The sequence below is a fragment of the Serratia sp. CY31944 genome, from assembly GCF_052169175.1.
Taxonomy (GTDB): domain Bacteria; phylum Pseudomonadota; class Gammaproteobacteria; order Enterobacterales; family Enterobacteriaceae; genus Serratia; species Serratia sarumanii.
This window is the reverse complement of record NZ_JBJNLG010000002.1, coordinates 159,844-184,230: the sequence shown is the minus strand read 5'-3', so window position 1 is coordinate 184,230 and position 24,387 is coordinate 159,844. Positions and strand designations below refer to the sequence as shown.

Annotated in this window: 20 protein-coding genes and 1 riboswitch; of the genes, 4 read left to right on the top strand and 16 right to left on the bottom strand. The window is 62.5% G+C overall.

Translation table 11 applies throughout. From position 1 onward, the window contains the following. Nucleotides 1-33: 33 nt before the first annotated feature. The 6 genes from apaH to lptD form a co-directional block, all read right to left on the bottom strand. Nucleotides 34-885 carry a bis(5'-nucleosyl)-tetraphosphatase (symmetrical) ApaH gene (gene apaH / locus ACJ8IN_RS03170; RefSeq protein ID WP_060427221.1) on the bottom strand — a complete coding sequence of 284 codons (852 nt, stop codon included), beginning with the start codon at nt 883-885 and terminating at the stop codon, nt 34-36. 2 nt (nt 886-887) lie between these two features. Then, nucleotides 888-1,265 carry a Co2+/Mg2+ efflux protein ApaG gene (gene apaG / locus ACJ8IN_RS03165; protein ID WP_016929119.1) on the bottom strand — a complete coding sequence of 126 codons (378 nt, stop codon included), beginning with the start codon at nt 1,263-1,265 and terminating at the stop codon, nt 888-890. A gap of 12 nt (nt 1,266-1,277) precedes the next feature. Further along, nucleotides 1,278-2,096, bottom strand: coding sequence for a 16S rRNA (adenine(1518)-N(6)/adenine(1519)-N(6))-dimethyltransferase RsmA (gene rsmA / locus ACJ8IN_RS03160; RefSeq protein ID WP_033637076.1), 819 nt, complete (start codon nt 2,094-2,096; stop codon nt 1,278-1,280). Beyond that, a complete protein-coding gene (pdxA, locus tag ACJ8IN_RS03155; protein ID WP_033649277.1) occupies nt 2,089-3,081 on the bottom strand; it encodes a 4-hydroxythreonine-4-phosphate dehydrogenase PdxA in 993 nt (330 codons plus the stop codon). Before pdxA ends, rsmA begins: the two co-directional genes overlap by 8 nt. Further along, the gene (surA, locus tag ACJ8IN_RS03150) at nt 3,068-4,369 is read right to left on the bottom strand and encodes a peptidylprolyl isomerase SurA (protein WP_033637077.1); all 1,302 of its coding nucleotides are present in this window, start codon (nt 4,367-4,369) and stop codon (nt 3,068-3,070) included. Before surA ends, pdxA begins: the two co-directional genes overlap by 14 nt. 65 nt (nt 4,370-4,434) lie before the next feature. Further along, nucleotides 4,435-6,795, bottom strand: a complete 2,361-nt coding sequence (gene lptD / locus ACJ8IN_RS03145) for an LPS assembly protein LptD (protein ID WP_049234050.1) — start codon at nt 6,793-6,795, stop codon at nt 4,435-4,437. 227 nt (nt 6,796-7,022) lie between these two features. On the opposite strand from lptD, the gene djlA reads away from it, so the two are divergent. Next, nucleotides 7,023-7,844, top strand: a complete 822-nt coding sequence (djlA, locus tag ACJ8IN_RS03140; protein ID WP_033637079.1) for a co-chaperone DjlA — start codon at nt 7,023-7,025, stop codon at nt 7,842-7,844. Nucleotides 7,845-7,986: 142 nt separating this feature from the next. Here djlA and rluA read toward each other — a convergent pair whose 3' ends face one another. The 3 genes from rluA to ACJ8IN_RS03125 all read right to left on the bottom strand — a co-directional run bounded on the left by rluA (nt 7,987) and on the right by ACJ8IN_RS03125 (nt 14,214). Further along, a complete protein-coding gene (gene rluA / locus ACJ8IN_RS03135) occupies nt 7,987-8,637 on the bottom strand; it encodes a bifunctional tRNA pseudouridine(32) synthase/23S rRNA pseudouridine(746) synthase RluA (protein WP_033637080.1) in 651 nt (216 codons plus the stop codon). Nucleotides 8,638-8,694: 57 nt separating this feature from the next. Then, nucleotides 8,695-11,601, bottom strand: a complete 2,907-nt coding sequence (rapA, locus tag ACJ8IN_RS03130; RefSeq protein WP_033637081.1) for an RNA polymerase-associated protein RapA — start codon at nt 11,599-11,601, stop codon at nt 8,695-8,697. Between the two features lie 246 nt (nt 11,602-11,847). After that, complete coding sequence (locus tag ACJ8IN_RS03125; protein WP_308325419.1) at nt 11,848-14,214, bottom strand: DNA polymerase II; 2,367 nt, start codon at nt 14,212-14,214, stop codon at nt 11,848-11,850. A 214-nt stretch (nt 14,215-14,428) separates the two neighbouring features. On the opposite strand from ACJ8IN_RS03125, the gene ACJ8IN_RS03120 reads away from it, so the two are divergent. Further along, entirely contained in the window at nt 14,429-15,199 is a 771-nt protein-coding gene (locus ACJ8IN_RS03120; RefSeq protein WP_033637083.1) for a DedA family protein, read from the top strand. 26 nt (nt 15,200-15,225) lie between these two features. On the opposite strand, the gene ilvN is transcribed toward ACJ8IN_RS03120, so the two are convergent. The 7 genes from ilvN to sgrR form a co-directional block, all read right to left on the bottom strand. Continuing rightward, nucleotides 15,226-15,519: an acetolactate synthase small subunit gene (ilvN, locus tag ACJ8IN_RS03115; protein ID WP_016929110.1), complete on the bottom strand. Its 294-nt coding sequence runs from the start codon at nt 15,517-15,519 to the stop codon at nt 15,226-15,228. Nucleotides 15,520-15,522: 3 nt separating this feature from the next. Next, the gene (gene ilvB / locus ACJ8IN_RS03110) at nt 15,523-17,217 is read right to left on the bottom strand and encodes an acetolactate synthase large subunit (RefSeq protein WP_308325420.1); all 1,695 of its coding nucleotides are present in this window, start codon (nt 17,215-17,217) and stop codon (nt 15,523-15,525) included. A gap of 111 nt (nt 17,218-17,328) precedes the next feature. After that, nucleotides 17,329-17,442: an ilvB operon leader peptide IvbL gene (gene ivbL, locus ACJ8IN_RS03105; RefSeq protein ID WP_373275756.1), complete on the bottom strand. Its 114-nt coding sequence runs from the start codon at nt 17,440-17,442 to the stop codon at nt 17,329-17,331. A gap of 88 nt (nt 17,443-17,530) precedes the next feature. After that, complete coding sequence (thiQ, locus tag ACJ8IN_RS03100; RefSeq protein WP_025301552.1) at nt 17,531-18,235, bottom strand: thiamine ABC transporter ATP-binding protein ThiQ; 705 nt, start codon at nt 18,233-18,235, stop codon at nt 17,531-17,533. Next, complete coding sequence (thiP, locus tag ACJ8IN_RS03095) at nt 18,222-19,829, bottom strand: thiamine/thiamine pyrophosphate ABC transporter permease ThiP (protein ID WP_308325422.1); 1,608 nt, start codon at nt 19,827-19,829, stop codon at nt 18,222-18,224. Before thiP ends, thiQ begins: the two co-directional genes overlap by 14 nt. Beyond that, nucleotides 19,805-20,791, bottom strand: coding sequence for a thiamine ABC transporter substrate binding subunit (gene thiB / locus ACJ8IN_RS03090; protein WP_033652905.1), 987 nt, complete (start codon nt 20,789-20,791; stop codon nt 19,805-19,807). The genes thiP and thiB overlap by 25 nt, the downstream gene beginning before the upstream one ends. Nucleotides 20,792-20,848: 57 nt before the next feature. Then, a riboswitch (TPP riboswitch) is annotated at nt 20,849-20,967 on the bottom strand. A 37-nt stretch (nt 20,968-21,004) separates the two neighbouring features. Beyond that, nucleotides 21,005-22,666 carry an HTH-type transcriptional regulator SgrR gene (sgrR, locus tag ACJ8IN_RS03085; RefSeq protein ID WP_047569343.1) on the bottom strand — a complete coding sequence of 554 codons (1,662 nt, stop codon included), beginning with the start codon at nt 22,664-22,666 and terminating at the stop codon, nt 21,005-21,007. A gap of 88 nt (nt 22,667-22,754) precedes the next feature. Here sgrR and sgrT point away from each other — a divergent pair, with 88 nt between their 5' ends. Next, nucleotides 22,755-22,931 (top strand): glucose uptake inhibitor SgrT, encoded by a 177-nt coding sequence (gene sgrT, locus ACJ8IN_RS03080; protein WP_170310358.1) that lies wholly within the window; start codon nt 22,755-22,757, stop codon nt 22,929-22,931. Between the two features lie 154 nt (nt 22,932-23,085). After that, the gene (locus ACJ8IN_RS03075) at nt 23,086-24,282 is read left to right on the top strand and encodes a sugar efflux transporter (protein ID WP_033652907.1); all 1,197 of its coding nucleotides are present in this window, start codon (nt 23,086-23,088) and stop codon (nt 24,280-24,282) included. The last annotated feature ends 105 nt before the right edge of the window (nt 24,283-24,387 follow it).

The window sequence follows — 24,387 nt, the reverse complement described above, 5'->3', positions numbered from 1 at the left end:
GAGCAAAGGCGGCCTGGGGCCGCCTTGATGTTTTCAGAACGCGGCCAGCCTGCCGGCGTGGTCGGGCGCCTCGCCGCGATTAGCGGGCTGCGTGAAGTAACGGCGGTCTTCCCAGCGCAGCATCGTCAGATCGCCGCCCCAGCAGCAGCCTGTGTCCAGCCCGATCACGCCTTCCGGCGTGCCCTTGCCTTCCAGCGAGGCCCAGTGGCCGAAGACGATGGTGTATTCCGGATCCACCAGGCGCGGCAGCTCGAACCACGGTTTCAGCGGCGCGGGTGCGGTGCCCGGCGCATCTTTGCAGATCATGTCGAGCTGGCCGTTGGGGAAGCAATAACGCATGCGCGTCAGCGCATTGGTGCTGAAACGCAGACGCGCCAGGCCGCTCAGCTCCGGCGTCCAGTTGTTCGGCATATCGCCGTACATGGCGTCGAGGAACAGCGGGTAGCTGTCGCTGCTTAATACCGCTTCCACTTCGCGCGCGCACATTTTCGCGGTGTCGATATCCCACTGCGGGGTGATGCCGGCGTGCGCCATCACCAGCTTTTTCTCATCGTCCACCTGCAGCACCGGTTGGCGGCGCAGCCAGTTGATCAGCTCGTCGGCGTCCGGCGCCTCCAGCAGCGGGGTGATGCGATCTTTGGGTTTGTTGCGGCTGATGCCGGCGTAAACCGCCAGCAGGTGCAGATCGTGGTTGCCCAGCACCATGCGCACCGCCGGGCCGAGCGAGCGCACGAAGCGCAGCACGTCCAGCGAGGCAGGGCCGCGCGCCACCAGATCGCCGGTCAGCCACAGTTGATCGCGCTCGGGATCGAACGCAACCTGAGCCAGCAGCGACTTCAGTTCATCGAAACAGCCGTGAACGTCGCCGATAAGGTATGTCGACATAATTAATGGATCAGCGTTGGAATGGCTAAGCGAAACACGGGAATAGCGGTGCGGAACGGCTGACCCTGGTGGTCAACCATTTCGTAATGGCCTTCCATGGTGCCCAGCGGCGTTTCCAGAATGGCGCCGCTGGTGTACTGAAACTCTCCGCCGGGCGGAATGACGGGCTGTTCGCCGATCACGCCTTCGCCCTGAACTTCGGTTTGGCGGCCGTTGCTGTTGGTGATCAGCCAGTAACGGCCCAGCAGTTGCACGTCGGTCCGCCCCAGATTGCGGATGGTGATGGTATAGGCGAAGACGTAACGCTCTTCTTCAGGGATCGACTGTGATTCCACATAGATGCTCTGAACCTGAATACACACGCGGGGCGAATCAATCATGACAACAACTCCTTATTGCTGCGGCGCCGGATTGGCTGACAGCCAGTTCGCCAGCTTGCAGTACTGCGCCACAGAAATATTTTCTGCTCTGAGCGAAGGATCGACGCCCAGCTCCGTCAGCTGCTCCGGCGTGAACAGGTCGCCCAGGCTGTTGCGGATGGTTTTCCGCCGCTGGTTGAACGCCTGCGTGGTGATGCGGCTCAGCATGCGCACGTCGCCCACCGGATTCGGCAGCACGCTGTGCGGCACCAGACGCACCACGGCGGAATCGACCTTCGGCGGCGGCGCGAACGCGGTCGGCGGCACTTCCAGCACCGGAATGACGTTGCAGTAGTACTGCGCCATCACGGTCAAACGCCCGTAGGCCTTGCTGTTAGGGCCGGCCACCAGACGGTTGACCACCTCTTTTTGCAACATAAAATGCATGTCGCGGATTGCCTGAGTATAGCTGAAAAGGTGGAACATCAGCGGCGTCGAAATATTGTACGGCAGGTTACCAAATACGCGCAGCGGTTGGCCAGCTTCCTCGGCCAGTTCGGCGAAATTCACCGTCATGGCGTCCTGCTGGTGGATGGTCAGCTTGTCCTTCAGCCGCGGGTGGTTTTCCAGCCGGGTGGCCAGATCGCGGTCCAGTTCGATCACCGTCATGCGGTCCATGCGCGCGCCGACCGGCTCGGTCAAGGCGCCGAGGCCGGGGCCGATCTCGACCACCGCTTCGCCCGGCTGCGGGTGAATGGCGGAGACAATGCTATCGATGACAAACTGATCGGTTAAAAAGTTTTGTCCAAAGCGTTTGCGGGCAAAGTGCCCTTGGTGGACTCTGTTATTCATTACAATTAATTATCATTTTAATGGCGAGATTCAGGGCCGTTTGGAAACTGCCGACATCGGCGGTGCCGGTGCCGGCCAGCTCCAGAGCGGTACCGTGGTCGACCGAGGTGCGTATGAAAGGCAAACCGAGGGTGATATTCACCGCGCGGCCGAACCCTTGGTATTTTAGCACCGGCAGCCCCTGATCGTGATACATCGCCAGCACCGCATCGGCATCTTGCAGATATTTGGGCTGGAACAGGGTGTCCGCCGGCAGCGGGCCGACAAGATGGATGCCCTCAGCGCGCAGCGCGTCGAGCGCCGGGATGATGGTGTCTATCTCTTCGTGCCCCATATGGCCGCCTTCCCCGGCGTGGGGGTTCAGGCCGCAGACGTAAATGTGCGGCCGGGCGATGCCAAATTTGGTTTTCAGATCGTGGTCGAGGATGCGGATGACTTCGAACAGGCTCTGTTGCGTGATGGCGCCCGGCACCGCCAGCAGCGGCAGGTGGGTGGTCGCCAGCGCCACGCGCAGCTCTTCAGTCGCGAGCATCATCACCACGCGATCGCAGCGGCTGCGATCGGCAAAGAATTCGGTATGGCCGATAAACGGCACGCCGGCGTCGTTGATCACGCCCTTGTTCACCGGGCCGGTGATCAGCGCAGCGAATTCGCCGTTCAGGCAGCCGTCGCAGGCGCGCGCCAGGGTTTCCACCACGTAGGCACTGTTGCCGACGTTCAGCTCCCCTGCGGTGACCGGGTGAGCGAGCGGCACCGGCAGCACGGTCAGCGTGCCTGCGCGTTGCGCTTCGGCCGGTTGCTGCGGCTGGTAGTCGCGCAGCGTCAGCGGCAGGCCCAAACGCTTGGCGCGTTCAAGCAGCAGGGCCGGATCGGCGCACACCACCAGCTCAACAGGCCAATCCTGTTGCGCCAGCGCTGCTACCAAATCCGGCCCTACCCCGGCGGGTTCACCGGGGGTAATGACGACGCGTTTATTGCTGTGCATCGCTGCCATCGAGGATCTTCACGTAAGCCTGGGCGCGCTGTTCCTGCATCCAGGTCTGCGCTTCTTCGGCGAATTTACGGTTGAACAGCATGCGGTAAGCGCGATCTTTCTGCGCGGCGTCGGTCTTATCCACCTGACGAGTGTCCAGCAGCTGAATCAGGTGCCAGCCGAAGGAAGAGTGGACCGGCGCGCTGATTTCACCCTTGCTCAGCTTCAGCAACGCATCGCGGAAGGCCGGATCGTAGATGTCCGGGGAAGCCCAGCCCAGATCGCCGCCCTGCATGGCAGAACCCGGATCCTGCGACAGCTGTTTGGCTTCGTCGGCAAACTTGGCGCGGCCGCTCTTGATCGCTTCCGCCACGGATTGCAGCTTGGCGCGCGCCTGATCGTCGGTCAGCACCACCGAAGGTTTCAGCAGGATGTGACGGGCGTGCACTTCGGTAACCGACACCGACTGGCTCGCGCCGCGGATGTCGTTCACTTTCAGGATGTGGAAGCCGACGCCGGAACGGATTGGGCCGACAACGTCGCCTTTCTTGGCGCTCACCAGACGTTCCGCGAACAGGGTCGGGATCTCTTGCAGCTTGCCCCAGCCCATGTTGCCGCCTTTCAGCGCCTGAGAATCGGCGGAGTAGGTGATCGCCAGCTTGCCGAAGTCGGCGCCGCTGTTGATCTCACCCACCAGGCGTTTGGCCAGCTCTTCGGCTTTGTCGACCTGCTGCTGCGACGGATTCTCCGGCAGCGGGATCAGGATGTGGCTGATGTTCATTTCGGTGTCGCTGCCGTTCTGCGCGCCCACCTGCTTGGCCAGCGCGTCCACTTCCTGCGGCAGGATGGTGACGCGACGGCGCACTTCGTTGTTACGCACTTCGGAGATCAGCATCTCTTTGCGGATCTGCGAACGGTAGGTGTTGTAGTTCAACCCTTCGTACGACAGGCGGCTGCGCAGCTGATCGACGCTCATCTTGTTTTGCGCGGCGATGTTGGCGATCGCCTTGTCCAGATCGGCGTCGGACACGGTGATGCCCATTTTCTTGGCCATCTGCAGCTGGATGTTATCCATGATCAGGCGTTCGATGATCTGATGGCGCAGCGTCTTGTCGTCCGGCAATTGCTGGCCGGCCTGCTGGGCGTTGAGCTTCACTGACTGCAACAGACCGTTGACGTCGCTTTCGAGTACCACGCCGTTATCCACGACGGCGGCGACTTTATCCACTTCTTGGGGTGCTGCGAACGCGGCATTGGCGCAAACCACCAATCCGAGAATAAGCGTTCTCCAGTTCTTCATACATTTCCCATTATGTAATCCGCAAATGCGGGTGAAAGTTCTCGTTTTCAAAGTGTTGCAAAGCGTCAGAATGCGCGCTGATACGGCAGAATGCCGGAGCGCAGCATTTCTGCGGAGCCGAGACTATGATCGCTGCTCAGGCCGCGCAGTTCGACGTTGAACGAAACTCTGTTGTCGTAAACGCTGGTATTGTTGCTGTTGTTCCAATCGGTGATCTTGCGCTCATAGCCCAGGGTCACCGCCCAGCAGCAGGTGTTGTACTTCAGCCCCACCAGCTGATCGGCGGATTGCTTGGCACGGGTGTCGTAGTAATACGCCCCGACCACAGCCCAACGATCGGCGATCGGCCAGCTGCCGGTGATGCCCACCTGCGAGATGCCGTCCTGGAAGGCCGGAACCGTTTTGGTGTTCAACGCCGTCTGGATGTATTCCGGCGTGGCGTAACGGTAGTTCAACTGCACCACGCGCTCGGCGTCCTGGCGGTATTCCACCACGCCGTTGCCCAGCGAGACGCTGTTCAGGCGGGTGTCGTACTGCAGGCCGCCGCGCAGGCCCCAACGATCGTCGATTTTCCAATAGGTATCGCCGGCCCAGGCCACGCTGCCGGTATCGTCGTTGTTGTCGTACCCGGTTACCTGATCGCCGGTGCGCGAACGGCTGAAGTAGTAGATTTGACCCACGGAAGCGTTAAAACGTTCAACCAGCGCGTCATCATAAATGCGGGTGGTCAAACCGGTGGAGACGCGGTTCTGCGAAGCGATGCGATCCAGGCCGCTGTAGGTGCGGTCGCGGAACAGGCCGGAGTAGTCGGTCTGCAGCAGCGTGGTGTCGTAGGTGTAGATGTTACTCTGGTCGCGGTACGGCACGTACAGGTACTGTACGCGTGGCTCCAGCGTCTGGGTGGCGCCTTCGGCCCAGATCATCGGGCGTTCGAACACCAGCTTGCCGTCGACCTTGAACTGCGGCAATACGCGGTTGACCGAATCATCAAGCTCCGGAGCAACGGCGCCTTTGCGGCTCTGGTAGTTGGCGGCGAAACCGTCAGGAATATCCTGCTGGTAGTGGGTCGCCATCACCTTGGCTTCGGTGTTCAGGCTGGCCCAGCCGTTGGTGAGCGGCAGGTTGAGCGTCGGCTCCATATGCAGACGGGTGGCGTCCGGGCTGTACGGGTTGACGCTGGTGAACTTGGCCGCCTGGCCGTAAATATGGAAGTCGAACGGGCCGATGTCGTTTTTGTAGTAGTTCAGATCCAGCTGCGGTTGAACTTTATACGATTCCGACTGCGAGCGATCGGTATCGTCGTAAATCTGGAACTGCTTGGAACTCAGCGTGGCGTTCCAGTTCTCGTTGGCGTAGCCGAGGCTGAATTTCTGCGTGGCGTAGCCGTCGGTGGTGGAACCGTACTTGGAGTCCAGATCGGTGAAGTATTTGGAATCGCTGACCTTGGTGTAGTCGACGTTGAAGCGCCACACCTGATCCATGACGCCGTTGTGGTTCCAGTAGAACAGCCAGCGCTTGCTGTCGTCATGATCTTTGCCGTATTCCTTGTCGTCCGGCAACCAGTCGAACTCCATCAGGCCGAGGCCCGGCTGCACCAGATAGCGGAACTCGGTCTGCCACTGCAGGCCGCGCTTGGACATATAATGCGGCGTGATGGTGGCGTCGTAGTTAGGCGCGATGTTCCAGTAGTACGGCAACATGAACTCGAAGCCGTTGTTGCTGCCGTACTTGGCGTTCGGGATCAGGAAGCCGGAACGGCGCTTGTCGCCGACCGGCAATTGCAGGTACGGGCTGTAGAACACCGGCACGCCGCCGATGCGGAAGCGGGCGTTCCACACTTCCGCCACCTGCTCTTCGCGATCGTGGATCACTTCGGAGCCGACCACGCTCCAGCTGTCGTCGCCCGGCAGACAGGAGGTAAAGGTGCCGTTTTCCAGAATGGTGTAACGGTTGGCGCCGCGCATTTTCATCTTGTCGGCGTCGCCACGCCCCTGACGGCCTACCATTTGGTAGTCGCCTTCATAGACGTCGGTATCTTTGGTGTTCAGGTTCGACCAGGCCTTCGGGCCTTTCAGTTTGATCTGATTGTCGCTGTAGTGCACGTCGCCGGTGGCGGTAACCGTACGCACCGGCTCCGCCTGGCCAGGGTTTTGCGTCTGGTTCAGCTCGACTTCTTTGGCGGTCAGGGTGCTGTTGCCCTGCTCGATATGCACGTTGCCGCTGAACAGGGCGCTTTTCGGATAGTCGGCGCGCGAGTCATCGGCATTGATGGTGACCGGCAGGCTGTTCGGATCGCCGCTGACCAAAGGTTTGTCGTAAACGGGAACGCCAAGCATGCATTGCTCGGCCAGATCAGCCAGCGCGTGCTGACTGTAGAGTGCCGTCCAAATCATCGTGGCCAGCAGTGTTGGGAAACTTTTTTTCATACGCGGTTTTGGTGTTCCGTCATCAGAGGCGTCATGTCCGGCAAACGGTCAGAGACTATATTACTCATCTGCGTTGCGCTAGTGCTAAATCCAGCCGTTTACTTGCGTCGTCGTTAGGCGCAAAGATAAATGACAGGTATGATAATCCAAATTCTGGGAAAAATCGCCTGCGCCCTTTCCTGAAGCGAAGGGGGCGGGCGGCTTTCGGCATGATAATTGAGGAGTATATGCAGTATTGGGGAAAACTGCTCGGCGTCATCGTCGCCATTTGGTCTGGCGCGGGATTCTGGGGTGTAGTTCTGGGGCTGATTATCGGTCATATGATCGATACGGCGCGCAGCAATAAGCGCAGCCGGGGTTTCTTCACCGACCAGCAAACGCGGCAAACGCTGTTTTTCCGCACCACTTTTCAGGTGATGGGCCACCTGACCAAATCCAAAGGACGCGTTACCGAGGCAGATATCCAGATCGCCAGCCTGTTCATGGATCGCCTGCAGCTGCACGGCGAAGCGCGCACCGCGGCGCAGCAGGCGTTCCGCGAGGGGAAACAGAGCCAGTTCCCGCTGCGTGAGACGCTGCAGCAGTTCCGCAGCATTTGTTTTGGCCGCTTCGATTTGATTCGGATGTTTCTGGAAATTCAGATTCAGGCGGCGTTCGCCGACGGCTCGCTGCACCCGAATGAACGCCAGGTGCTGTATGTCATCGCCGAAGAGCTGGGCATTTCGCATGCGCAGTTCGATCAGTTTCTCAGCATGATGGAGGGCGGGCGTCAGTTCGGCGGCGGTCAGCAGGGCGGGTATTCGCAGGGCGGCTATCAGCAGGCTCAGCGCGGCCCGACGCTCGACGATGCGTGCAAGGTGCTCGGCGTGCGCAGCAGCGACGATGCCGCCACCATCAAACGCGCCTACCGCAAATTAATGAGCGAACACCATCCGGATAAGCTGGTGGCGAAGGGCTTGCCGCCGCAGATGATGGAAATGGCCAAGCAGAAAGCGCAGGAAATTCAGGCGGCGTACGATCTGATCAAACGCGAGAAAGGCTTCAAATAACGATACCCGTCATACTTCGAGCTGCAGGTGTGTTGGCTGCCTGCGTTTACCCCGGTTACGTACTTTTTGTACGCTCCCGGGGCAGCGCCTAGTAGCCGCCTTCCTGCAACTCGAATTATTTAGGGTATCCCTGAGATTAGCCTCAGAAATCCGGTTCGGCGCGAAAGTGCATCGGCGTCTGGAAGGCGGGGTGGGTGATGCGCAGCTCTTGCGCATGCAGCTGCAGCCGCGGCGCCATCGCCTTGGCCTCCGGCGGGGCGTAGAAACCGTCGCCGAGGATCGGATGCCCCAGCGCCAGCATGTGCACCCGCAGCTGGTGCGAGCGGCCGGTGATCGGCGTCAGCTTTACGCGCGTGCTGCCGTCGGCGTCGCGTGACAGCACCTGATATTCCGTTTGCGCCGCTTTGCCGGTGTCAAAACACACCTTTTGCAGCGGCCGGTTCGGCCAGTCGCAGATCAGCGGCAAGTCCACCAACCCTTCGTCATGCGCCATATGCCCCCAAACGCGGGCGATATAGGATTTCTTCGGTTCGCGTTCGCGGAACTGACGCTTCAGCTCGCGCTCGGCGGCCTTGTTGAGCGCCACCACGATCACTCCGCTGGTGGCCATGTCCAGCCGGTGCACCGATTCGGCGGCCGGATGATCGGCCTGAATGCGGGTCATCAGGCTGTCTTTGTTTTCCGGCGCGCGGCCGGGCACCGACAGCAAGCCGCTGGGCTTGTTGACCACCATGATGTGTTCATCCTGATACAGGATGTGCAGCGGGTCCTGCGGGGGATTGTAGGGTTCCATCTTGGCTCCGCGAAAAGGGCCGAACGGGGAGGCGGTTGCCGCCCCGCGTCGCGCCGGTTACTGGTGGGTGACCACCACCAGACGAATGGCGTCGAGACGCCAGCCGGCTTCATTAAGGTTGGCCAGCACCTGACGGCGGTTGAACTCCAGCGCTTCGACTTCGTCGTCGCGGATGTTCGGGTTGACCGCCTTCAGCGCTTCCAGACGCGCCAGCTCGGCGCTCAGCTTGTCGTCCGCCTCTTGCTTCGCCTGTTCGATAAGCGTGCGCGCCTGCGCTTCCACCAGGCTTTCCGCCTGCTGCAGCATGGCGTGCACGTCTTGCTGCACGGCGTTGACCAGTTTGCTGGAGGTGTGGCGGTTGACCGCGTTCAACTGGCGGTTGAAGCTTTCGAACTCGACCTGCGCCGCCAGATTGGTGCCCTTGCGATCCATCAGCATGCGGATCGGCGTCGGCGGCAGGAAGCGGGTCAGCTGCAGGTGCTTCGGCGCCTGAGCCTCCACCACGTATACCAGCTCAACCAACAGGGTGCCGACCGGCAACGCTTTGTTTTTCAACAGGGACACCGCACAGCTGCCGGTATCGCCGGACAGGATCAGATCCAGACCGTTGCGGATGATCGGGTGCTCCCAGCTGACGAACTGCGCGTCTTCGCGCGACAGCGCCCGATCGCGGTCGAAGGTGACGGTGCAGCCGTCCTGCGGCAGGCCCGGGAAGTCCGGCACCAGCATATGGTCGGACGGCGTCAGCACGATCAGGTTGTCGCTGCGGTCTTCCTGGTTGATGCCGACGATGTCGAACAGGTTGAGCGCGAAGCCCACCAGATTGACGTCGTTATCCTGCTCGGCGATGGCGGCAGCCAGCGCCTGGGCTTTGTCGCCGCCGTTGGAGTGCATCTCCAGCAGGCGGTCGCGGCCCTGTTCCAGCTGCGCTTTCAACTGATCGTGCTGCTGGCGGCAGGCGTGGATGAATTCGTCAAAGCCTTCCTGTTCGGTCGGCGCGGCCAGATAACCGATCAACTGCTCGTAGCAGCTGTCGTAGATGGTGCGGCCGGTCGGGCAGGTGTGTTCGAAGGCGTCCAGCCCCTCGTGGAACCAGCGGCCCAGCACCGCCTGCGCGGTGTGCTCCAGGTAAGGCACCATGATCTGGATGTCGTGCATCTGGCCGATACGGTCCAGACGGCCGATACGCTGCTCCAGCAGATCCGGGTTGAACGGCAGATCGAACATCACCAGCTGGCTGGCGAACTGGAAGTTGCGGCCTTCGGAGCCGATCTCGGAACACAGCAGCACCTGCGCGCCTTCCTCTTCGGAGGCGAAGTAGGCGGCGGCGCGGTCGCGCTCGATAATCGACAGCCCTTCGTGGAACACCGCGGCGCGGATCGCTTCACGCTCGCGCAGCACCTGCTCCAGCTGCAGCGCGGTGTCGGCCTTGGCGCAGATCACCAGCACTTTTTCGTTGCGGTTGGCCAGCAGGTAGTCCAGCAGCCACTCGACGCGCGGGTCGAAGTTCCACCAGGTGGCGTTTTCGCCCTCGAATTCCTGGTAGATCTGCTCCGGGTACAGCATGTCGCGCGCGCGCGCTTCGACGGACTTCTTGGCGCCCATGATGCCGGACACTTTGATCGCAGTCTGATACTGGGTCGGCAACGGCAGCTTGATCTGGTGCAGGTTGCGGTGCGGGAAGCCCTTCACGCCGTTGCGGGTGTTGCGGAACAGCACGCGGCTGGTGCCGTGGCGATCCATCAGCATGGAAACCAGCTCCTGGCGCGCCTGCTCGGCGTTGTCACCTTCGCTGTTGGCGGCTTTGAGCAGCGGTTCGATGTCCTGCTCGTCGATCAGCTCGCCCAGCAGATTCAATTTGTCGTCGGCCAGGCGTTTACCGCTCAGCAGCAGGGTGACGGCGTCGGCCACCGGGCGGTATTTCTGCTGCTCGGCGACGAACTCGCCGTAGTCGTGGAAACGGTTTGGATCGAGCAGGCGCAGGCGCGCGAAGTGGCTCTGTTGGCCAAGCTGTTCCGGGGTGGCGGTCAGCAGCAGCACGCCGGGGATATGTTCGGCCAACTGTTCGATCACCTGATATTCGCGGCTCGGCGCTTCTTCGCTCCAGGCCAGGTGGTGCGCTTCGTCGACCACCAGAAGATCCCACTGGGCGTCCGCCAGCTCTTCCAGGCGCTGCTTGTTACGGCGCACGAAGTCCAGCGAGCAGATCACCAGCTGTTCGGTTTCGAACGGGTTGCTGCTGTCGAGCTTGGCTTCGGCGTAGCGGCTGTCGTCGAACAGCGAGAAGTAGAGGTTGAAGCGGCGCATCATCTCCACCAGCCACTGGTGCTGCAGCGTTTCCGGCACCACGATCAGCACGCGCTCGGCGCGGCCCGCCAGCAGCTGCTGGTGGATGATCATGCCGGCTTCGATGGTTTTGCCGAGGCCGACTTCGTCCGCCAGCAGCACGCGCGGCGCATGGCGCTGGCCGACTTCATGGGCGATGTGCAGCTGGTGCGGGATCAGGCTGGCGCGCATGCCGCGCAGGCCGGCGAACGGCAGGCGATACTGCTCGCTCTGGTACTTGCGCGCGCGAAAACGCAGCGCGAAACGGTCCATGCGGTCAATTTGGCCGGCGAACAGGCGATCCTGCGGCTTGCTGAAGGTCAGCTTGCTGTCCAGCAGGACTTCGCGCATCGCCACGCCGCTCTCCTGGGTGTCCTGGCGGGTGCCGATATAGGTCAACAGACCGTTTTCCTCTTTCACCTCTTCCACCTGCAGCTGCCATCCTTCGTGGCTGCTGACGGTATCGCCCGGGTTGAACATCACGCGGGTGATCGGCGAATCGTTTCTGGCATAGAGGCGGTTTTCACCGGTGGCGGGGAAAAGCAGGGTAATCATGCGCGCGTCCAGCGCCACGACGGTGCCCAGTCCTAATTCGCTTTCCGTGTCGCTGATCCAGCGTTGACCAAGAGTAAAAGGCATATATTGTCGGCTCGATTCTTTGTAAGTAAGTCTTGTTACCGGGCGGGAAGGGCCGCGGCACCTGTACTGAACGTCTGCTATCCCGGTTTGTTTTAAATTTGACGGGCAATAGCCGTTCACGCCATGCAGACGTCGCGAGACGGCAGGGCTAAGCGTGGTTCAGTTTTGGGAAGGGCGCTATGGTAATGGAAGGCGGCGCGTTCGTCACCTGCAAAACCGGATGATTTTTCTTAACCTGGCGCAATCTCAAAACAGCCCCATCTGCCCGGTGACCAGCGTGGTGAAATCGTCGTGCAAGAAAGGGAGTATAGCGTCTGCCACCGGTTGCAGCTGGCGTTCGAGGTAATGCTGATAGTCGATGGGCGAATGGCGCGTTTCCAGCGGTTCCGGCCCGGCGACGGTCATCACGTAGCTGATCCAGCCGCCGTTCTGATACTGCAGCGGCCGCCCCTGGCTGCGGTTGTAGTCGTCGGCGATGCGCGCGGCGCGGGCGTGCGGCGGCACGTTGCGCTGATAGTCGTCGAGTTTCCTGCGCAGGCGCTTGCGGTACACCAGCTGATCGTCGAAGTCGCCGTTCAGGGTTTTGCCGACGTAGTCGCGCACATAGTCCTGGTAGGGTTGCCGTTTGAAGATGCGCTGATAGAGCTGCTGCTGGAACTGCTGCGCCAGCGGCGTCCAGTCGGTGCGCACCGTTTCCAGGCCTTTGTACACCATCTCTTCCTCGCCGCCGGCGCGTGCGATCAGGCCGGCGTAGCGCTTCTTGCTGCCCTGTTCGGCGCCGCGAATGGTCGGCATCAGGAAGCGGGAATAGTGGGTTTCGAACTCCAGCTCCAGCGCGTTCTCCAGCCCGAACTGCTGCTGCAGATGCTGCTGCCACCAGGCGTTGACCCGCTGCACCAGCGTCCGGCCGATCTGCGCCGCCTGCTGCTCGTCATGCGGCTGTTTCAGCCACACGAAGGTGGAGTCGGTATCGCCGTAAATCACCTGATAACCTTCGGCTTCGATCAGCTCGCGGGTTTGACGCATGATCTCGTGGCCGCGCAGGGTGATCGACGACGCCAGCCGCGGATCGAAGAAGCGGCAGCCGCTCGATCCCAACACGCCGTACAGCGCGTTCATGATGATCTTCAGCGCCTGCGACAGGGGCTTGTTGTGCTGGCGCTTGGCGGCCTCGCGCCCTTGCCAGATCTGCTCGACGATCGCCGGCAGGCAGTGTTTGCTGCGCGAGAAGCGGGCGTTGCGAAAGCCGGGCACCGAATCGGCGTCGTTTGGGTGGCGCATGCCTTCCACCAGCCCGACCGGATCGATCAGGAAGGTGCGGATGATCGACGGGTACAGGCTTTTATAGTCCAGCACCAGCACCGAATCGTACAGGCCGGGCCGGGAGTCCATCACGAAGCCGCCGGGGCTGTGTTCCTCCGGCTGTTCGCCGAGGTTGGGGGCGACAAAGCCCAGGCGGTGCATGCGCGGCATATAAAGGTGGCTGAAGGCCGCCACCGATCCGCCGCTGCGATCGGCCGCCAGCCCGGTGACGGTGGCGCGTTCCAGCAGGAAGTTGAGCAGATCGGCCTTGGCGAAGATGCGCGTCACCAGCTCGCAGTCCTTCAGGTTGTAGCGGGCCAGCGCCGGTTTGTCTTCGGCGAAGCGCCGGTCGATCTCCGCCATGCGTTGATAAGGGTTGTCGATCGCCTTGCCTTCACCCAGCAGTTCCTGCGAAACGTACTCCAGGCTGAAGGAGGGGAAGTTCCAGGTGGCGGATTTCAGCGCTTCGATGCCGTCGATGATCAGGCGGCCGGCGGCGGCGGCGAAAAAGTGGTTCTGTTTGAAGCCGTGTTCGCGCCACTCCAACAGGTTGCCGCCGCGCCCCAGCCGCAGCGGGATCTGGTAGCGTTCGGCGTGCTTTTGCAGCACCCGCAGATCGAACTGCACCAGGTTCCAGCCGATGATGGCGTCGGGATCGTGGCGCTCCAGCCACGCGTTGAGTCGTTCCAGCAGTTGGGGGCGGCTGGCGCAGTATTCCAGATCGAAATCCAGCGGCGCATCGCCGCCGTTGGCCGGCCCCAGCATGTAGACCTGCCGCTGGCCGCAGCCTTCCAGCGCGATGGAGTAAAGCTCGCCGTGGGCGGTGGTTTCGATATCCAGCGACACCAGCCTGAGCGTCGGGCGGTAGTCCGGCGCCGGCTTCATCTGGCCATTGAGCAACGGCCCGCCGCCGTTGGCCTGGCCGTTGAACCACACTGGCGCGGTGATGAAGCGCTCCATCAGATAGCGTTCGGGCGGGCGAATGTCGGCCTCGTAGACCGTAACGCCGCCTTCCCGCAGCAGTTTTTCCAGCTTGATGAGCTGACGGTGCTGGCGGCAGTACAGCCCCAGCATCGGGCGGTGATGAAAATCCGTCAGTGCCAGCGGTTTCAGTTCCACCTGCCGTTCTTCGCGCAGCAGCAGTTCCGCGCGCTGCTTTTGTTCGGCGGGGATAAACGCCACCGAGATTTGCGGCGGCAAGCGCAGCTGACGCGGGCCCGCGTCGGTCGCCAGCCAAAATTCGACCTCGGTGCCGGCGGGCGTGTCGCGCCAGTGGCGAGTGAGCAGGAAACCCTGTTGCAGTGCTGTCATAACCCCTTCGTCTTCCGCCGGGCGGCGTGCGCGACATTCAGCGAGATGTCGGTTTTGGCGCTAATATAGATAAATTATAGTATGTGTTTTTATACAGTCATTGTCCATCGGCGTTCGGCGCTGCCAAATACGCATACAATTCATCGATTGACTCGCCAGCGGCGGCACTGGAAAATCCTTCGCCCCGTTTGGCCGAATAATCCGCAGAGGTGTAATGGAAGCCTATTTACAAGATTTGATCACCCAGTCGCTGGCTTTCACCCTGATGGTCGTCCTGCTGGTCGCTTTTCTCGAGTCGCTGGCGCTGGTGGGGCTGCTGCTGCCCGGCACGGTGATGATGGCCAGCATCGGCGCGCTGATCGGCAGCGGCAAGGTGGACTTCTACTACGCCTGGGCGGCGGGGATCGTCGGCTGCCTGCTCGGCGACTGGATCTCTTATTTCGTCGGCCGCGCCTTCAAAGGGCCCTTGCACCGCTGGTCGTTCCTGAAGAAGAACAAAGCGCTGCTCGACAAAACCGAGCACGCCTTGCACCAGCACAGCATGGCGACCATTCTGATCGGCCGCTTCGTTGGCCCGACGCGCCCGCTGGTGCCGATGGTGGCCGGCATGCTCGATCTGCCGCCGTACAAGTTTGCCTTGCCGAACATCATCGGTTGCCTGACCTGGCCGCCGGTCTATTTCTTCCCCGGTATCCTGGCGGGCGTGGCGATCGACATTCCCGCCGGCGCCAACAGCGCGATGTTCAAGTGGCTGCTGCTCGCCGCGGCGCTCACGATCTGGCTGGCTGTGTGGCTGAGCTGGCGCTGGTGGCGTGAGGATAAGCGCAGCGCCGATCGGCTGAGCCGTTGGCTGACGCCGCTGCGGCTGCGCGTGGTTTGCGGATTGAGCTGGCTGGCGGCGCTGGCGGTCGGTTATCTGCTGAGCCAGCAGCCCTTGATGCCGGTGTATCGGCACCTGCTGTGGCAGGTGCTGTCCGGGCAATGATTGCGGGGGCGTAAGCCCCCTTCGTATTACTGAAAGAACGCTTCCAGCTGTTCAAATACCCGCACGTCTTCGCTGTGGCGCTTCACCTGCAGCACGTCTTCCAGCTTTTCCACCTGGCTGATCATTTGCTCCAGCCGCTGATCGTCGGCGACCAGTAGCCAAATGCGGCTCTGCTGGCCGTCCTTCAGCGGCAGACACAGAATGCCTTCGACGTTGAACGCGCGGCGAGCGAACAGCCCGCAAACGTGCGACATGACGCCGGGATGGTTGCGCACGGCCAGCTCCAGGATCACCTGGGGTTTATCTTGTGGTTGCAGCATGGCTTATTCTCCAATCATGTCGATGTTGGCGGCGCCCGGCGGCACCATCGGGAACACTTTTTCGTTGATATCGATCAGCGCGTGGATCAGGCAGGGACCCGGGCGTTGGATCGCTTCGGCCAGCGCCGCCTGCGGATCTTCCGCGGCGTTCAAATCGCAGGTATCCAGCCCGAATCCGGCGGCGATCTTCAGGAAGTCGGTGCGCTTCGGATAGGCGGCGGCGAAGATGCGCTGCTGGTAGAACAGGGTTTGCTGCTGGTGCACCAGCCCCAGCGCCTGGTTGTTCATCAAAATGATTTTCACGTCCAAATCGTGTTCGACCGCGGTGGCCATTTCCTGAATGTTCATCATCAGGCTGCCGTCGCCGGAGAAGCACAGCACTTTACGCTCGGGCTCGGCCAACGCCGCGCCGATCGCCGCCGGCAGACCGAAGCCCATGGTGCCCAGGCCGCCCGACGTCAGCCACTGGCGCGGCCGGCTCAGCGGATAGGCCTGCGCCACCCACATCTGATGCTGGCCCACGTCGGTGGTGATAATGGCGCTGTCGTCCACGCAGCGCGCGGCGGCCAGCACCAGGCCGTAATGGCTCAGCGGATCGTCGGCGTTCGGCATGTTGAACGGGAACTCGCGCTTCAGGTCGTTGACGGTGCTCAGCCACGCGCTGCGCGGCTGCGTGTCGATCTGCGGCAGCAGCTGTTGCAGTACCTGGCCGACGTCGGCATGGATCGCCACGTTGGCCTGCTTGACCTTGCCCAGCTCGGCGCGGTCGATATCCACGTGAATGATGGCGGCGTTAGGGCAGAACTGCTCGGTTTTGCCGATTGCCCGATCGTCGAAGCGCGCGCCCAGCACGATCAGCAGATCGGCCTCCTGCAGAATGAAGTTGGTGCTGCGCGCCGCGTGCATGCCCAGCATGCCCAGCGACAGCGGGTGTTCCACCGACATCGCCCCCAGCGCCATCAGCGTCATGGTGGTAGGCAGACCGGCGCGTTCGGCCAGTTCCAACGCCTGCCGGTGAGCCTCGGCGCAGATGATGCCGCCGCCCAGGTAGAGGATCGGGCGTTTCGCCTGGTTGATCATCGCGGCGGCCTGCGAAACCAGCGCCGGATCGAAGCTCGGTGCGGCGTCCGGCACAGCGATCGGCGGCAGCTCTTCCAGGGTGATGGTGGCGGTCTGCACGTCTTTCGGCACATCGATCCAGACCGGGCCGGGGCGGCCGGATTCGGCGATGCGGAACGCGTCGCCGATCACCTGCGGCAGCTCGCGGATATCGCGCACCAGATGGTTGTGCTTGGTGATCGGGATGGAAATGCCGTAGGTGTCCACCTCCTGGAAGGCGTCGGTGCCGATCATCGAGGAGGGTACCTGACCGGTGATGCACACCAGCGGAATGGAGTCGAGCTTGGCGTCGGCGATGGCGGTGACCAGGTTGGTGGCGCCCGGCCCGCTGGAAGCGATGCACACCGCCGCTTTGCCGTTGGCGCGCGCCATGCCCTGCGCCATAAAGCCCGCGCCCTGTTCGTGGCGCGCCAGTACGTGGTGAATGCGGGTGCTTTGGCTCAGCGCGTCATACAGCGGCAGCGCGGCGCCGCCGGGGATGCCGGCGACGGTGGTGATACCCTGCCGCTCCAGCAGATGAACGATCAATTGTGCGCCGGTGAAGCTGGTGCCCGGTTGAGGCGTGCCCGAAGTTGCCATGTTCCTGTCCTTTCTCAAGGCCGGTGAGCTTTTCTGGGCAGGGTGCTAAAACAAGAAACCCCGCCCGGTTTGCGCCGGCGGGGTTTGGGAATCGATGCGTTGATTCGGACCCTACGGCGCATTGCCGACGACCACCACCACACGCACGACGACCACCGCGGCTGGTAGCGCGGTAACTGGTAGGGTCGAAGTCAGCGAGGATGCGATCACAGGGAACCTTATCATCAGTAAAAAGAGTCAGGTTTTTATAAAAACACAGGCGCAAAATTCGCACAACAGGTTTATTGGCGCAGCATAAAAAACGCGCGTCAGATCACGCTTTACCCGAAATGCCCAGCACGCGCGCTTCGGGCGCGCTGCCGTCCAGCAGCGCCTGCGTCGGGCCGTCGTAATAGATGCGGCCGTCGACCACCAGCAGCGTGCGCGGGGCGATGCGCGCGGCGTCGTCGAGGTTGTGCGACACCATCAGCAGCGTCAGGTTGCGCTGTTCGCACACCGTCTGCAGCAGCTGCAGCATCTCGTTGCGCAGCGCCGGATCGAGCGCCGAGAAGGGCTCGTCGAGCAGCAGGATCGGCCGTTGGCGAATCAAACAGCGCGCCAGCGCGGCGCGCTGACGCTGGCCGCCGGAAAGCTGCGACGGCAGGCGCTCCAGGTGCTCTTCCAGGCCGACCTGACGGGCGATATGCGCCCGCTGTTGGCGCTGCTGTTCAGTCAAGCGCAGACCGGGATCTAACCCCAGCCCGATGTTCTGCGCTACCGTCAGGTGCGCGAACAGGTTGTTCTCCTGAAACAGCATCGACACCGGACGTTTGGCCGGCGGCGTGGCGGTGTGGTCTTCGCCGTTCAGCAGCAGCCGGCCGCTGGCCGCCGGCAGAAAACCGGCGATCAGGCTCAGCAGGGTGCTTTTACCGGCGCCGCTGGGGCCGAGTACCGCGACGCGCTCGCCCGGCTGGATGCGCAGATCAAAGCGCATCGGCAGGTGTTCATACAGATAGGTCAGTTTTTCAAGCGTCAGCATGGCGCCCCGGTAAGCGTTCGATCAGGGTAAACAACAGGAAGCACAACAGCAGCAACAGCAGCGCGGTCACCGCCCCGTCGTTGCTGCGGTAGGCGCCAATCTGCTGATACAGGTAAAAAGGCAGGGTACGGAAATGCTCGTTGCCAAACAAGGCGACTACGCCGAAATCGCCGATCGACAGCACGCAGGCGAAGGCCAGCGCCTGCGCCAGCGGGCGACGCAGCGCGCGCAGTTCGATCAGCCGCAGCCGTTGCCAGCCGTGGATATCCAGCGACAGGCACAGTGGGTTGTAACGTTCGGCGAGGTCGCGCATCGGGTTCTCCAACACCTTCAGCGCATAGGGCACCGCCATCAGCGCATTGGTGAGGATCACCAGCGCATAGGGTGACTGCGGCAGCCCGATCGTATCGCTCAGCAGCAGGAAGAAGCCGGTGGCCAGCACGATGCCCGGCATCGCCAGGATCACCATGCCGCTCAGCTCCAGCGCCTGGCCGCCGCGCAGATGCTGCCGCAGCTTCAGCTCGCGGCTGCTCCACAGCAGCATCATCGTGAGCGCCACGCACAACAGCCCGGCGCCGAGGGCGATGCGCAGCGACGTGAACAGCGCCTGCCACAGCACTGGCTGGCGCAGCACGCTGACGATAGCCTGATTGGCGCCGTCGGCGATCACCGCCAGCAGAGGCGGCAATAACAGCAACAGCGCGGCGGCGATCAGCAGAAAATCGCCGACGCGCCGCCACAGGCTGTCTTCCGGGTTGCGCCAGCGCTGGGCGTGGGTATGGCCCACCGGCAGCGCCTGGCTCAGCCGCTGGCTGAGCAACACCAGCCCCAGACAACAGCTTAACTGGATCAGCGCCAGCATGGCGGCGCGACCCAGCTCGTAGTCGTAACTCAGCGCCTGGTAGATCGCCAGTTCGATGGTGGTGGCCTGCGGCCCGCCGCCCAGCGACAGCACGGTGGCGAAGCTGGCGAAGCACAGCATGAAGATCAACGCGCCGCTCGGCAGGATCTGGCGGCGCAGCGCCGGCCATTCGACGAAGCGGAACTGCTGCCAGCCATTCATGCCCAGCTGGGCGGCCAGCTGGCGCTGCTCCACCGGGATATTCTCCAGCGCCTGCAGCAACAGGCGGGTGGCCAGCGGCAGGTTAAAGAACAGGTGCGCCAGCAGAATGCCCTGCAGGCCGTAGGGCGAGAAGCCATATTCGATGCCCAGCCAGCCGCACAGCGTCGCCAGCCAGCCTTGGCGCCCATAGACGCTGAGCAGGCCGAACACCGCCACCAGCACCGGCAGCACCAGCGTCATGGCGCACAGCCGCAGCAGCAGTTGCCGGCCGGGGAAACGGCGGCGATAGAGCGCACGTGCCAGCAGAACGGCGGGCAGCACCGAAATCAGCGCCGACAGTAGCGCCTGCCAGAAGGTGAATCGCACCACGTGCCACAGGTAGCTGTCCTGCCACAGGCCGCGCCAGTCGCTGCCAGGCGCGTGACGCCACAGCGAGCCCATTGCCAGCGCGGCGACCAGCAGGATCACGCCGGCGGCCAGCAGCCCCGGCCAGAGCCAGCGGGGGATCAGCGGCTGACGGCGGTTTGCCATGCCCGGATCCAGCCGCCGCGTTGTTTGGCCACCTCTTCGGCGCTGTATTGCAGCGCGGTCTGCGGCACGTTCATCTGCTCAAAGCCGACGGGCAGTGGGGTGTTGATCACCGGGTACATCCAGTTGCCGGTCGGGATGGTGTTCTGGAACGCCGGCGTCACCATGAACTGCATGAAGCGCTCCGCCAGCTCAGGCTGTTTGGCGGCCTTCAGCTTGCCCGCCACTTCCACCTGCAGGTAGTGCCCTTCGCTGAACGTGGCGGCGGCGTAGAGATCTTTTTTCTCTTCGATCAGGTGATAGGCGGGAGAGGTGGTGTAGCTGAGCACCAGATCGCCTTCGCCTTTCAGGAACAGGCCGTAGGCTTCGCTCCAGCCTTTGGTGACGGTGACGGTCTTCTTCGCCAACTGCTGCCAGGCGGCCGGCGCCTTGTCGCCATACACTTTTTGCATCCACAGCAGCAGGCCGAGGCCCGGCGTGCTGGTGCGCGGATCTTCGTAGATCACTTTCCAGTTGCGATCGCTGCTGACCAGCTCCTGCAGGCTTTTCGGCGGGTTCTTCAGTTTTTCTTTGTTGTAGACGAAGGCGAAGTAACCGTAGTCGTAAGGCACGAAGGTCGCGTCCTGCCAGCCGCCCGGCACCGTCAGTTTGGCGGTGTCGACGCCGCTCGGCGCGAACAGGCCGGTTTGCTGCGCCGCCTGCAACAGGTTGTTGTCCAGCCCCAGCACCACGTCGGCGGCGCTGTTCTTGCCTTCCATGCGCAGGCGGTTCAGCAGCGAGACGCCGTCTTCCAGCGCGACGAACTTCAATTCACAGTCGCACTCGGCTTCGAAGGCTTTTTTCACCGCCGGGCCGGGGCCCCAGTCGGCGGCGAAGGAATCGTAGGTGTAAACCGTCAGCGTCGGCTTGGCGAACACCGGCGCGGCGCACAGCAGCAATAAGCAGGGCAGATATTTTTTGACCACGTTGCACTCCTGAAAAATAAGGGGGCAAGGGCATCTGAGGGGGCGAGGCGGCGTCGCCGGTTCGCTGGGCTCAAATCCCTCCGCCGGTATTGACCGGATCAGGTTCGACGGGTGTGCTCTCAGCGGAAAATCGGGCTTATCACGCGGCCCGACTTACCGCACCCCGTTGAGACGGCGCTATTGTAAAGATTAACCGACCCGGGCGAAAGGCGCTTATGCCTCCGGCGGGGCAAACCAGGCGGACTTGAAGTCGAACCAGCCGAGGGTGTTCATCCGCACGCCGCGCATGCTGCGCTGGCCGTGCAGCTGCAGCCAGTGGTGGAACAGCGGATGCAGCTGGTGGTTGCTGACCAGACGCTGGCAGAACTCCGCCAGCGGCAAGCGGTTGGCGCGCCACAGCGCCGCGTCCTGCGCCAGATCTTCGTTCATGCAGTGCTGCACCAGCGGCAGTTCGTACAGCGTGGCGAACAGCGAAAACTCCAGCGGCAGATAGAAGTTGGCGCTGCCGAGCCACAGATCGCTGCGCGCGTCGCCCTGGTGCCAGGTGGCGTAATCCACGCTTTGCACGATCAGGCGGATGCCGTGCTGCGCCAGCAGCGGTTCGATCGCCTGGCGAATGGCGTGAAACTCCGAATGCTCATTGAAGTGGGTCATCGTCAGTTCGGTCAGGCCCGCGGGCTTGGGCTGCTGCGCCAGCGTGCGGTTATGGTGCCAGCGCGGCAGCAGGCCGTACGCCGGCGACCAATAGCGCTGGTAGAGCGGCCCGGCGTGGCTCAGCAGCGAAATGGGGTTGATCAATTCGCACAGCCAGCTGCGAATGGCGGGATCGGCAGCCAGCGGGGAGCGCTGATCGAACAGCAGGAAATAGCAGCCCTCTTCCAGCCGGCTTTCCAGCTCGCTGTTGCCGGTTTCATCGCCCTGCAGCTGTACGCCGGAGTGCACCAGCTCTTCGGAAAACTCCGGCAGCACCCAGATGTTCACCTCGTCGATCAGCGCCCGGTAGCCGAAATAGTCGTCGAAGGCGTGGATCTTCATCTGGCTGGGATGGTTGCGCACCATGCGGTAGGGGCCGGTGCCGACCGGATGGCGGGCGAAATCAGGCAGTTCGCGCCATTCGCGCGGCAGGATCATGGCCTGCACGCTGCCCAGCAGCCAGGGCAGCCAGTGGTCGGGGCTGCGCAGCTGCACGTCGATCACGAACGGCGTCGGCGAGGTGACGCTCTCGATATGCGAGAACAGCGGTTGCGAGGTCAGACGCGAGAGGGAAGTGATGACGTCCGCCATCTCCAGCTCGCGGCCGTGATGAAAATGGATCGCCGGGCGCAGGTAAAACCGCCAGTGCAGCGGCGTCAGCGCCTGCCAATGGTGGGACAGATCGGACTCGAGTTCCCCGTTTTCCTCATTTATGCGCGTCAGGCCGTTGAAGATCTGGCGCGCCAAATGGGTTTCCGAACGCCGCAGCGCCGAGCCGGGCAGCAGGTTGTACAGCTGCCGGTAGTAGAGCACCCGCAGGATATGTTTCCCCTGGCGGAAGCTGCGCCCCAGCTGCGACAGCAGCATCTGGCGCACCACGTTTTTATCGCCCACCAGCTGCACCAACTGATCGATGCGGTCCTGTTCCAACAGCTCCTCGGCCCGCTGTTGCTGCAGCGCCAGGCCGGTGTAGTGGAAGGTTAGCCGCGAACGTTTGCCGCGCCCCGACTCCGCCTGCCAGGTGAGCCAGCCCTCTCGCTGCATGGCGCTCAGCAGGGAGCGCACGTGGCGCCGCGAGCAGCTCAGCACCTCCGCCAGATCCTGCAGCGTGGTGTCGGTGGTTTCACCGTGGCAGCGCTGCCACAGGCGGATGAACTGCTGCTGCAATCGGGACGTGGACATAAAAGAGGAACGCTCCTGCCTCAACTCGTCAATTTTTCTTTCCCTATATTACGCCGATAATTTTCATCAATAAAAGGGGGAGGGCGTAATGATGAAAGCTTTCTTATCCAGACAGTTCTACCAGCGCTATTTCAGCGCGGTGCGCCGCCAGCGCGCAGACTGGCTGAGCGTGGTGCCCGAGCAGGCGCGGCTGGCGATGCTGGCGCACCTGACGCAATGGGACATCAAAGAGATGACCGATAAGCAGTATCGCGAGCACCTGTAGGGGCTCCGGCAACCAATTTCTGAGTAATGGTGCTGTTTCACCAGCCAGTGGGGCGACCCACTGGTTTTTTTATGCGTGGTCATGGCAATGCGCTTGCATTTTTCTCGCCGTGGCCTAAGGTTCTTTTTTCTGCTTTGAGGTCAGGGAAGACGATATGCAACGCCTGAGCCGGTTGTCACAGCGCATCAATCCCATCTTTGCCGCATTCCTGCTGATTGCTTTTCTTTCTGGCATCGCCGGCGCGTTGCTGACGCCGACGCTCAGCCTGTTTCTGACCACCGAGGTCAAGGTGCGGCCGCTGTGGGTCGGGCTGTTTTACACCGCCAACGCGGTGGCCGGCATCGTCGTCAGTTTTCTGCTGGCCAAACGCTCCGATACCCGCGGCGATCGGCGCAGGCTGATCCTGCTGTGCTGCCTGATGGCGGTCGGCAACTGTCTGCTGTTTGCCTTTAACCGCGACTACCTGACGCTGATCACCGCCGGGGTGCTGATGTCCGCCGTTGCCAACACCGCCATGCCGCAGATTTTCGCGCTGGCGCGGGAATACGCCGACAGCGAGGCGCGTGAAGTGGTGATGTTCAGCTCGGTGATGCGCGCCCAGCTATCGCTGGCGTGGGTGATCGGCCCGCCGCTGTCGTTTGCGCTGGCGCTCAGCTACGGGTTCACCGTGATGTTCCTGATCGCCGCGGCTACCTTCGCGGTCTGCGTGCTGCTGGTAGGATTCATGCTGCCTTCGGTGCCGCGCGCGGCGGATGGCGAAGGGTTGCGGGAAGGCGCTTCCGCGCCGATTGCGCCCGCCAGCGCCTGGCGCAATCGCGATGTGCGGCTGCTGTTCATCGCCTCGATGCTGATGTGGACCTGCAATACCTTGTATATCATCGATATGCCGCTGTATATCACCGCCGATCTCGGCCTGCCGGAGGGGCTGGCCGGGGTGCTGATGGGCACCGCCGCCGGGTTGGAGATCCCGGCGATGCTGTTGGCCGGTTATTACGTCCAACGCTTCGGCAAACGCAACATGATGCTGCTGGCGGTGGCGGCGGGCGTGCTGTTTTATCTCGGGCTGACGGTGCTGGAGAGCAAGCCGGCCCTGATCGCGCTGCAGTTGCTCAACGCGGTGTTTATCGGCATCGTCGCCGGTATCGGCATGCTCTATTTTCAGGATTTGATGCCGGGCCGGCCGGGCGCCGCCACCACGCTGTTCACCAACAGCATCTCTACCGGGGTGATCCTGGCCGGGGTGCTGCAGGGCGCGCTGGTGGAGAATTTCGGTCATGGCTCGGTGTATTGGATGGCGGCGCTGTTGGCGCTGGCGGCGCTCGGGATGAGCGCCAAAGTGCGTGAAGTGTGAGGTCAAACGACGGCATTCTTGATGCAAGTCATTGAGAAGGCTGAACCGGACGCCCAAGCTGAAGACATATGGCGCGCGATCGTTGCGCCCACGCCCATCTCGCTA

What these genes read in the sequence shown, in the direction of transcription:
- sgrR (WP_047569343.1), bottom strand. Translation starts at nt 22,666, where the DNA reads ATGTCCACGTCCCGATTGCAGCAGCAGTTCATCCGCCTGTGGCAGCGC.
- ivbL (WP_373275756.1), bottom strand. Translation starts at nt 17,442, where the DNA reads ATGATAAGGTTCCCTGTGATCGCATCCTCGCTGACTTCGACCCTACCA.
- thiP (WP_308325422.1), bottom strand. Translation starts at nt 19,829, where the DNA reads ATGGCAAACCGCCGTCAGCCGCTGATCCCCCGCTGGCTCTGGCCGGGG.
- ilvB (WP_308325420.1), bottom strand. Translation starts at nt 17,217, where the DNA reads ATGGCAACTTCGGGCACGCCTCAACCGGGCACCAGCTTCACCGGCGCA.
- apaH (WP_060427221.1), bottom strand. Translation starts at nt 885, where the DNA reads ATGTCGACATACCTTATCGGCGACGTTCACGGCTGTTTCGATGAACTG.
- ACJ8IN_RS03125 (WP_308325419.1), bottom strand. Translation starts at nt 14,214, where the DNA reads ATGACAGCACTGCAACAGGGTTTCCTGCTCACTCGCCACTGGCGCGAC.
- ACJ8IN_RS03075 (WP_033652907.1), top strand. Translation starts at nt 23,086, where the DNA reads ATGCAACGCCTGAGCCGGTTGTCACAGCGCATCAATCCCATCTTTGCC.
- sgrT (WP_170310358.1), top strand. Translation starts at nt 22,755, where the DNA reads ATGATGAAAGCTTTCTTATCCAGACAGTTCTACCAGCGCTATTTCAGC.
- rapA (WP_033637081.1), bottom strand. Translation starts at nt 11,601, where the DNA reads ATGCCTTTTACTCTTGGTCAACGCTGGATCAGCGACACGGAAAGCGAA.
- ACJ8IN_RS03120 (WP_033637083.1), top strand. Translation starts at nt 14,429, where the DNA reads ATGGAAGCCTATTTACAAGATTTGATCACCCAGTCGCTGGCTTTCACC.
- lptD (WP_049234050.1), bottom strand. Translation starts at nt 6,795, where the DNA reads ATGAAAAAAAGTTTCCCAACACTGCTGGCCACGATGATTTGGACGGCA.
- surA (WP_033637077.1), bottom strand. Translation starts at nt 4,369, where the DNA reads ATGAAGAACTGGAGAACGCTTATTCTCGGATTGGTGGTTTGCGCCAAT.
- djlA (WP_033637079.1), top strand. Translation starts at nt 7,023, where the DNA reads ATGCAGTATTGGGGAAAACTGCTCGGCGTCATCGTCGCCATTTGGTCT.
- thiQ (WP_025301552.1), bottom strand. Translation starts at nt 18,235, where the DNA reads ATGCTGACGCTTGAAAAACTGACCTATCTGTATGAACACCTGCCGATG.
- rsmA (WP_033637076.1), bottom strand. Translation starts at nt 2,096, where the DNA reads ATGAATAACAGAGTCCACCAAGGGCACTTTGCCCGCAAACGCTTTGGA.
- apaG (WP_016929119.1), bottom strand. Translation starts at nt 1,265, where the DNA reads ATGATTGATTCGCCCCGCGTGTGTATTCAGGTTCAGAGCATCTATGTG.
- pdxA (WP_033649277.1), bottom strand. Translation starts at nt 3,081, where the DNA reads ATGCACAGCAATAAACGCGTCGTCATTACCCCCGGTGAACCCGCCGGG.
- ilvN (WP_016929110.1), bottom strand. Translation starts at nt 15,519, where the DNA reads ATGCTGCAACCACAAGATAAACCCCAGGTGATCCTGGAGCTGGCCGTG.
- rluA (WP_033637080.1), bottom strand. Translation starts at nt 8,637, where the DNA reads ATGGAACCCTACAATCCCCCGCAGGACCCGCTGCACATCCTGTATCAG.